The sequence below is a fragment of the Streptomyces sp. XM83C genome (genome assembly GCF_023072675.1).
In the GTDB taxonomy this organism is placed as follows: Bacteria; Actinomycetota; Actinomycetes; order Streptomycetales; family Streptomycetaceae; genus Streptomyces; species Streptomyces thermocoprophilus.
The window spans coordinates 26596-35529 of record NZ_JALLGL010000030.1; the positions used below are offsets into that span (position 1 = coordinate 26596).

The window sequence follows — 8934 nt, forward strand, 5'->3', positions numbered from 1 at the left end:
TCCGTTTTCGACGATACGGACCAGGGGTCCACTTGGCAAATGAGGGAGCAGCATGCCGGAACACAGGTCCCGCAGGGACGCCGTCCGCAACCGGGAGGCCGTGCTCGCCGCCGCGGACGCCCTCTTCTCCCGCAGGGAGCGCCCCGAGGACGTCACGATGGCGGACGTGGCGGCGGCGGCCGGCGTCGGCAAGGGCACGCTCTTCCGTGCCTTCGGCGACCGGGCGGGCCTGCTCCGCGCCCTGTACGAGGCGCGGCTCGTGCCGTTCCGGGAGGCCGTGGAGTCCGGGCCGCGGCCGCTGGGGCCCGGGACGGCACCCCGGGAGCGGGTGCTCGCCCTGCTCGACGCGGTGCTGTGCTTCAAACTCGACAACCGGCCGCTCGCGCTCGCCCTGGAGGAGAACGGCAACGGCAGCCCCTACCGGGCCGAGCACTACGCCTGGTGGCACGGGCTGCTGCGCGCCGTACTGGAGGAGATGCCGGGCCTGGCCGAGCCCGGCTTCACCGCGCACGCCCTGCTGGCCGCGACACGCGCCGACCTCGTCGAGCATCTTGCGGGACAGGAGGGCCTGCCGAGGGAGCGACTGCGGGCTCAGCTCGCGGAGTTCACCACGCGGGTCATCTCCTCCGCCCCGCGCTGACGCCGGGACGGGTACGGCGGCCCGGTCGGCTCACTCGCCCGGTGCCAGGACCCGCGCCAGCAGGCGGGCCGTCTCCGCGATCAGGGCGTTGTCCACCGGGGCGTCGGGCGCCGGCTTGGACGTCAGGACGGTGAGGACGAGCGGTGTGCCCTTCGTCGTCCAGGCGATGCCCACGTCGTGGGCGTTGGCGTAGGCGCCCGTGCCGGTCTTGTCGGCGACGGTCCAGCCTTGCGGCAGGCCCGCGCGGAAGCGCTCGCCGCTCGTGGTGTTGCCCTTCAGCCAGGTCACCAGCTGCTCGCGGGCCGCCGAGGGCAGCGCGTCGCCCAGCGTCACGCGGGCGTAGCTGCGGCCGAGCGCGGCCGGGGTGGTGGTGTCGCGCGGGTCGCCCGGCACGGCCGTGTTCAGGTCGGTCTCCCAGCGGTCCAGGCGGGTCACCCGGTCGCCGATCGACCGCAGGAACGCCGTCAGCCCCGCGGGGCCGCCGATCTGACGGAGGAGCAGGTTGCCCGCGGTGTTGTCGCTGTACTGGATCGCCGCCGCGCACACATCGCCGGCCTTCATGCCGGTGCCGACGTGCTGCTCGGTGCGCGGGGAGTTGGGCAGCAGGTCGGCGGGAGGGTAGGCGATCACCCGGTCGAGGGGCACGCAGTGCGCGTGGTCGCGCAGTACGGCCGCCGCGGCGAGCGTCTTGAACGTGGAGCACATCGCGTACGGCTCGTCGGCGCGGTGGGCGACGTACTGCCCGGTGCGGGTGTTGACGGCGTACACGCCGAGCCGTGCGCCGTAACGCTCCTCCAGGTCGCTCAGCCTGCCCTCCGCGTCGCGCAGCCGGGCGCCGGGGCGGGCCGCCCGGGCACTGCTCGTGGTCAGCAGCGGGGTGAGCGCGGCGGCCGAGACGACAGCGCCGGCCTTCAGCAGGTGCCGTCGCGGCGGGGTGAGGGGGCGGGTCGGGGTGGTGAGCGTGGGTCCGGTCGCGGAGGTGCTCATGGGGCTGGTCATGGCGTGGAACTCCCGTGGTCCGTCAGTCGCGTGAACGGTGGTGCCTCGGCCGGCCGGGCTCGACGTGATCAGCGAACCAGGAGGACGCCTGCCATGTCCAAGAGGAAACCTTGCACCTCCCATAACGCATTGATATGAATCGACGGTGGATCTGCTGGCGCATCTGGAGGCCTACGTCGCCGCCGTCGAGGAGGAGAGCTTCTCCCGTGCGGCCGACCGGCTCGGCATCGCCCAGCCGCTGCTGAGCCGCCGCGTCAAGACGCTGGAGGAGCATTTCGGCGGGCTGCTCTTCGACCGGTCGCGCCGTCAGGTGACGACGACCGGGCTCGGCCTGCACCTGCTGCCGTACGCCCGGGACGTACTGGAGAGCGCCCGGCGGCTGCGGGGCGCCGCGCAGGCATCGCGACGGTCGGCGGTCCGCACGGTCGGTGTGCCCGCCGACTGCGATCCGGCGGCCCTCGCCCGCGTCCTGCGCGTGGGCGCCGAGCGCGGTACCCCGCTCGCCGTACGCGAACTGCCGCCCGAGACACGGGCGTCAGGGCTCACGGACGGGACGTTGCAGTACGCGCTGCTGCGGACGCCGCCCGAGGGCGCCGCGCTGCGGGTGCCGCTCGGCCTCGCCCCGGCGCCGGAAGACCGCTCGGGCGAGCGGCCCGTCCACCTGGAGGATCTGCGGCCCCGGCGTGGTCGCGGCACGCCCGCTCCGGCGCTGCCCGTGCTGGTGCTGACGGAGGATCAGGGGCCGCAGCCGTCGGACAGGTTGCGGCGGGCGGTGGCGCGCGCCGGGCTGCCGGAGACCCTGGTACGGCCCGCCGTGTCGACGGCCGCCGCGCTCGCCGAGGCCCTCGCCGGCACGGCCGTACTGCTGTGCGCCGAACCCTTCGCGCGCCGGAACGGCGCCTCCTGGGCGCCTCTCGCGGACGTGTCGCTGCACCGCGGCCACACCCTGCGCGCGGCGCGGCACGGGCAGCGCCCCGGGCGCGCCCCCGGCTGGCTGGCGTCGGCGCTGGGCGCCGCTGTCGGGGCCGTACCGGACGGGGTGGCGGCGTCACCGGAAGGGGACGGCCGGGAACTGCGGACGCGGCTGGCGGCCCGCGGATGAGCGCGCGGCACGGGCTGCCCGGACGGCCGGACGACAACCCCCGCAGCCCAGTACACGGACAGCCGCACGACAACCCCCGCAGCCCAGTACACGGACAGCCGGACGACAACCCCCGCAGCCCAGTTCCCGGACAGCCGCACGACAACCCCCGCAGCCCAGTACACGGACGGCCGCACGACAACCCCCGCAGCCCAGTACACGGACAGCCGGACGACAACCCCCGCAGGCCAGTTCCCGGACAGCCGCACGACAACCCCCGCAGCCCAGTACACGGACGGCCGGGCGACCAACTTCGCGGGCCGGTGCGCTTCGCCGGGACCGGATTCCTGCGTGAGGTGGCCGAGGCGATCGCCGCCGACTGGGCCGAGGCCGGGGTGCGCGGCTCCTTCCTCGCCGGCAACCTCGACACCGGCGAGCGGCTCGGCTTCGACGCGGACGAGCCGGTGCCGCTCGCCTCGGTCGTCAAGGTGCCGCTCGCCCTGGTCGTCCTCGACCGTGTCGCCGCCGGCGAGATCGACCCGGCGCTGCCGGTACGGGTGGATCCGGCCACCGGCAGCGTCGGGACGACGGGACTGTCCGCGTTCCGCCACCCGGCGACCGTGGCCGTCGGCGATCTGCTGCTGATGGCCCTCACCGTCAGCGACAACGCCGCCGCCGACGCCCTGTTCGGCCTCGTCCCGCCCGACGAGGTCGACGCGCGGCTGCGTGCGTGGGGGTGCGGCGACATCCGGGTACGGCATCGGGTGCAGCGTATGTACGACTGCGCGGCAGGCGTTGCCGGCAACGACTTCACGCTCGCCCTCGAACTCGCCGTGAACGACGAGCGGACCGGCCGGCACACCATCGAGACACTGGACCCGGCGCACGCCAACACCGGTACGGCCGCCGCCCTCGTCGACCTGCTGGAACGCGTGTGGCAGGACACGATCGCCCGGCCCGGGGCCGCCGCCGAGCTGCGCCGGCTGATGGGGCTGCAACTGTTCACGCAGCGCCTCGGCGGCGACCTGCGCGCCGACACGCTCCGGTTCAGCGGAAAGACGGGGACCTTCCTGCATCTGCGGCACGACATCGGCGTGGTGGAGGCCGAGTCCGGCGACCGGGTCGCCCTGGCCGCCCTCACCCGCTCCGACCGGCGCGCCCGGCAGGCCCCGGACATCGACCTCGCGATCGCGGCGGCGGGACGGAGGGCGTTCGAGGCGCTGCGGGGGTGAGAGGGACGGCCGGCGCGGGGGTGCCGGCCGTCGGCCGTACGCCCGTTCGGACGCCGCCCCACGGGCAGCAGCCGTCGGCGCGGGCCCGCGGCCGACCGCCCTTCGGACACCGCTCTCGGGAGCGGCGGCCGTCGGGCCCCTCAGAAGCCGCCCTGGCGGCACCGGTCGTCGTCACCGGGGTCCCGGCCGCCCCCTCCCCCCGCCCTCGTCCAGTCGTCCTCCGCCCAGCCGTCCTCCCGGACCCGGGCGGCCAGGTCGATCTTCGTGTAGGCGGGGCGGCCCAGTCGCTGGTACTTCTCCTTGACGCGGTCCAGGTAGTACTTGGCGGTGTGCGGGCTGACCCCGGCGCGCCGGGCCGTGGCCTTGAGGGTGAGCCCGGAGGCGTACTCCAGCAGCACCTGGCGTTCCTTCGGCGACAGTCTGGGCCGCGCCGGATCGTCGTCGTGCGCCCAGGCGAAGGCCAGCTCGGGCGAGTGCGCCGTGCATCCCGCGGCGACGTCCCGGACAGCCGTGACCAGCGCGGACAGATCGTGGTCCTTGGTCAGATAGCCGTCCGCGCCCGCCGCGATCGCGCCGACGATACGGCGGCGGTCCGCGACGGTGCTGATGACCAGCACCCGTGCGCCGGTGGCCCGTACGCGCCGGATGTTCTCGGGCGGGCTCGACCCGTCGGCGAGCAGCAGGTCCAGCAGCACCACATCGCAGGGCGCCCGCCCGCTGCCGCCGGCCGGGTCGAGAAGGGCGTCGACGGTGCAGGCGGTGGCGGTGAGACGCACGTCCGGTACGTCCTCCAGCCACGCCCGCAGACCGTCCAGCAGCATGCGGTCGTCGTCGACCACGGCCACGGTGATCACGCCGGCCACCTCAGCACCACGCACGTGCCCTCGCCGGGCGCGCTGTCGATCTCGGCCGCGCCGCCCGCCTCCTCCATACGGGCGACGACCGACGACCGCAGGCCGATGCCCTTCCCTGCCGTGCGCGGGTCGAAGCCGATCCCTCGGTCGGCCACGGTCACCACGACGCCCCCGCGCCGCCCCTCCTTCCCGCCGGCACCTTGGCCCTCGTCGTCCGTCTCACCGTCGCCGAGCCCGGTGACGGTCACGTACGCCTGCCCCGTACCGGCGTGCCGCAGCACGTTGTTCAGCGCCTCCGTGACCGCGCTGCCGAGGGCCTCGGCTACCGGGCCCGGGATGTCCGGCACCGCGCCGTACTGGGCCTTCACCCGCAGCCCCAGGCATTCCACGGACCGCACGGCCCGCTCCACGGCCTCCGTCACGGCGGGCGCCGCGTCGCCCTCGGCCTGCTGCTGCACCAGCCGCCGCAGATAGGCGGCCTCCCGAGCGCACCGCTCCCTGACGGCCTCCGCGCCGGGGTCGGCGCGCCCGGTGGCGATGGCGGTGAGGGTGGCCAGGACCGTGTCGTGCAGGGCGCGGTGGTGCGCCATGCGTTCGGCGTACCGGGCCCGTTCGGCCTCGGCGGCGATGGCCTGCTCGGTGGCCGCGTCCAGCGCGGTGCCCTGCCGACGCAGGTACCACCAGAAGACGCGGGCCAGTACGGCGGACGACACCACCGCGTTGAGGTGGCCGGCGGTCACGGCGACGTCCGCGCCGGCCACCCAGTAGCCGCCGGTGTGCGTGACGAGCAGCGCGCTGACGCACCCGGCGACGGCGGTGCGTCCCCGGTACGCGACCGCGCAGACCGCGCTCGCCGACCCGCCGAGCAGCATCGCCCAGGCGATCATGGAGGGGCGGTCGGCACCGCCCGCGTACACGACGTACGGCAGGACGCAACCGATCAGTACGAGATCGATCAGCGGTGGCCAGAAAGTGAACCAGTGCCGTGCCCGTGCCGTGAGGAACACGGCCGTGCTCGATCCGAGTGCGACGGCGAACCCCGCCCAGGACAGCACCAGTCCCCGCTGGTGCTGAGCCACGGCGACGGCCCCCACCACCAGGTGGCTGGCCCGGTACAGACCGGTGGCCAGCATCATGAACGACCGCGCCCGCTGGAGCCCCGAGCCCGGTCCGGCGTGCATCTCTCCCACGCCCGCGCAACCCCCCTGAACCGGCGGTACCACCGGGCCCCCGTCGCCCCGTAGTTTCGGGGCGACCCGGTACCGATCACGACGTGACATCAGATCATCACGCGCGTCGCTCACGCCGGTCTTTATCCGGACGAAGAAGGAGGACATGTGGCTCGATTTGTGCGCCGCGGCGGGATACTCGGAATCCTCGCGTCGCTGTTCGTCCTGTTGATCCCCGCCACCGCGACCGCGGCCGACGCACCGGTCCGCTACTCGCCCTGGATCACCAACGCCTACATCTACGAGATGCGTGGCTCGTACTCGTGGCAGTGCATGGACGTACGGGGCGAATCACAGAGCCCGGGCGCGATCGTGCAGCGCTTCGACTGCAAGGGCAAGCTGCATCAGCGCTTCTTCTTCATCGCCCAGAACGAGCCGGGCCTGTTCATGATCGGCGTGTACGGCAAGTACTGCGTCGGCGCGCAGAACGCCCAGATCGCCGACGGCACGCCCATGGTCATCAACCACTGCCAGGGCCCGGGCCAGATGTTCCGCTGGGTCGACCGCGGCAACAACCACTGGGAGATCGTGGAGGCCGCGAGCGGCAAGTGCCTGACGATCCACGGCCGCCGTGAGGCACTCACGCTGGGCGCGTGCGGCAACATCTCCGAGCCGTACCCGACGCTGTGGACTCCGATCTACGACCGTGTGTACAACTACACGAGCATCACGGGCTGACGACCGGCCGACGGGGGACGGCTGACGTGCCCGCACCACAGACGGCGGGTTCCGGCGGGCAGACACTGCCCGGCGGAACCCGCCCTGCGCTGTTTCCGCCGGGGAGACGGCCGCATTCACGGAACGAGTTTCGGCCGCACGACCGACCTCATGGGAAGACGGCGGGCCGGAGGTGGGGGGAAGCGCCGCTCCGCCGCGTGCCGCGGGGACGCCTGCCCGGGTCGGCCGGTGGTCCGGCCGGGGGCGGTTCACCGGCCCGCCGTCGGCTGTGGCCCGCCGCCCCTCGTGCAGCGGCGGCGGGTTCGGCCCGTGGCGGGTCGGGAGGCAGACCACCCGCCACGGGCCGACGTACTCCGTGTGTCACGGGCGGGGGACGCCCGTGTCGTGGGCCCGGGTCAGCGCGCCGCGTTCACCTTGGCGATCGCCTGGGCCAGACCGTAGGCCCACAGCTGGTTGACCCGGCTGCGCTCGGCGGAGTTGGGGTAGGCGTTGGTGCAGGACGGGCCGGGGCCGCCGCCCGACATCAGCTCGCTGCACGGCCCGCTGTAGTGGTCGGGCAGGCCCAGCACATGGCCGGTCTCGTGGGCGGTGACGCGGGTGGAGTTGTACTGCCGGTTCTGCGCGTAGTCCAGGAAGATGTACCCGCGGCCGTGGCCGTTGGTGGAGGCGTACGACCCGCGCGCGTCGTTGCCCTCGTAGTACGCGAAGTCGCCGGTGCCCGAGGTCGCCTGGAGCTTCACGTTCGACACGGAGCTGTTCCATATCGACGCGGCGTTCGCTATCTGGGTGCGGAAGGTCGGCGCCTGGGAGGCGTTGTAGTAGACGGTCACCACCTTCAGCGAGGGCTGCTCGGCCTGCCGCGCGGCGACCGACTTCAGTACGGCGTCGAAGAACGCCTTGCTGTCGTCCTTGCCGCCCGCGCCCACGAAGCCGACGGCCGCGGAGGCGGGGGCGTCGGCCGCCTTGTGGGCCGTCGCCGGGGCCGCGGTGCCGAGGGCCGCGCCGGCCAGGCCGAGGCCGAGCGCGACAGCGAGCATCCGGCGGGATCTCGGCCGGGCGGGGGTACGGAACGATGCCATGGGGGGCTCCTACTCGTTCTGTGGGGTGGAACGGTCGGTTGCCAGAGAGTGTCGGGCAGACCGGCGGGGCCGCGGATGATGGCAATCGGGGATAGCGCGGGGCTATCGGTGTTCAAGTCGCCCCATTTTGTTGGGTCTTGAACATCTGGTGTCATGTCCCGTACAGCCTTACGCTCCCCCCATGGAGTTGGAGGTGAGGCACCTGCGCGTTCTCTGTGCCATCGCCGACACCGGCAGTCTGCACAGAGCGGCACGGCAACTGGGGCTCGCACAACCGTCGTTGAGCACCCAGCTACGACGCATCGAACGCGCCCTCGGCGCCCAGCTCTTCGTCCGCGACCGCACCGGATGCCGGCCCACTCCGCTCGGGCGCACGGTGCTCAGCCGGGCCCGCCCACTGGTCGACGAGTTCGCCGCGATCGTCACGGAGACCAGGGCGGCAGCCGCCCGCACCGCCGACGGGTTCCAACTGCGCATCGGCGCCACCGTGAGCCGCGCGATCCCCGTGTGGATACGGCTGCTGAGGGCGCGTACGCCCCGTATCGAACCGACCCTCCAGATGAACGTGTCCGCCAACGCCCTGCTCGGCATGGTGGCCGCCGGCCGGCTCGACATGGCGTTCGTGCACGAGGTCGAGGGGTGCCCGCTGCGGGTGCCGCCCGGTCTGCGGCTGCGCGTACTCGTGGAACGGGAGCCCCAGTTCGTCACCCTCGCCGCCGACCACCCGGCCGCGTCCCGCCCACGCGTCCGCCTCGCCGACCTGGCCGGCGACCGCTGGATGGTCGACGCCACGGTCGACGGCGAATGGGACGCCCTGTCCCGCGTGCTGCGGGCCGCCGGCCTGGACGCCGAGATCCTGCACGGCGACTACCTCACCGCGTACTCCCTCGCCGCCACGGGCGAGGTGGTGACGGTCAGCCAGCCCACCGCACTCCCCCGCCCCGACCTCGCGATCCGCCCCCTGGAGGGCGACCCGATCGGCGTGCGTCTGCTGCTCGCGGCCCGCACGGAGGCCGAACTCGACGATGTGTACGCCGAGTTGGAGGAGGCGTACTGGACCGTGGCCCGTGACGCGCCGGCCTACCGCGCGTGGCTGGAGGACGCACGGGGGCTCGGCCGGATGTCGGGGGCGGTGCGGGCTG

At 73.7% G+C, this 8934-nt stretch carries 9 protein-coding genes; 5 read left to right on the forward strand and 4 right to left on the reverse strand.

Annotation, left to right across the window (positions count from 1 at the left end; translation table 11 throughout):
• Positions 1-52 precede the first annotated feature (52 nt).
• A complete protein-coding gene (locus tag MTQ10_RS06150; RefSeq protein ID WP_247463056.1) occupies positions 53-640 on the forward strand; it encodes a TetR/AcrR family transcriptional regulator in 588 nt (195 codons plus the stop codon).
• A gap of 30 nt (positions 641-670) precedes the next feature.
• On the opposite strand, the gene bla is transcribed toward MTQ10_RS06150, so the two are convergent.
• Complete coding sequence (gene bla / locus MTQ10_RS06155; RefSeq protein ID WP_374117574.1) at positions 671-1627, reverse strand: class A beta-lactamase; 957 nt, start codon at positions 1625-1627, stop codon at positions 671-673.
• 157 nt (positions 1628-1784) lie between these two features.
• On the opposite strand from bla, the gene MTQ10_RS06160 reads away from it, so the two are divergent.
• The gene (locus tag MTQ10_RS06160) at positions 1785-2741 is read left to right on the forward strand and encodes a LysR family transcriptional regulator (protein WP_247463060.1); all 957 of its coding nucleotides are present in this window, start codon (positions 1785-1787) and stop codon (positions 2739-2741) included.
• Positions 2742-3043: 302 nt separating this feature from the next.
• A complete protein-coding gene (locus tag MTQ10_RS06165; protein WP_247463062.1) occupies positions 3044-3952 on the forward strand; it encodes a serine hydrolase in 909 nt (302 codons plus the stop codon).
• Between the two features lie 140 nt (positions 3953-4092).
• Here the strand turns inward: MTQ10_RS06165 and MTQ10_RS31420 are convergent, their stop codons facing one another.
• Positions 4093-4806, reverse strand: a complete 714-nt coding sequence (locus tag MTQ10_RS31420; RefSeq protein WP_247463064.1) for a DNA-binding response regulator — start codon at positions 4804-4806, stop codon at positions 4093-4095.
• Positions 4803-5987: a sensor histidine kinase gene (locus MTQ10_RS06175; protein WP_247463066.1), complete on the reverse strand. Its 1185-nt coding sequence runs from the start codon at positions 5985-5987 to the stop codon at positions 4803-4805. Before MTQ10_RS06175 ends, MTQ10_RS31420 begins: the two co-directional genes overlap by 4 nt.
• Positions 5988-6143: 156 nt before the next feature.
• On the opposite strand from MTQ10_RS06175, the gene MTQ10_RS06180 reads away from it, so the two are divergent.
• Positions 6144-6713 carry an RICIN domain-containing protein gene (locus MTQ10_RS06180; RefSeq protein WP_247463068.1) on the forward strand — a complete coding sequence of 190 codons (570 nt, stop codon included), beginning with the start codon at positions 6144-6146 and terminating at the stop codon, positions 6711-6713.
• A gap of 395 nt (positions 6714-7108) precedes the next feature.
• On the opposite strand, the gene snpA is transcribed toward MTQ10_RS06180, so the two are convergent.
• Positions 7109-7792: a snapalysin gene (gene snpA, locus MTQ10_RS06185; RefSeq protein WP_247463071.1), complete on the reverse strand. Its 684-nt coding sequence runs from the start codon at positions 7790-7792 to the stop codon at positions 7109-7111.
• Positions 7793-7973: 181 nt separating this feature from the next.
• Here snpA and MTQ10_RS06190 point away from each other — a divergent pair.
• The coding region (locus MTQ10_RS06190) for a LysR family transcriptional regulator (RefSeq protein WP_247463073.1) at positions 7974-8934 on the forward strand (961 nt) is incomplete at its 3' end.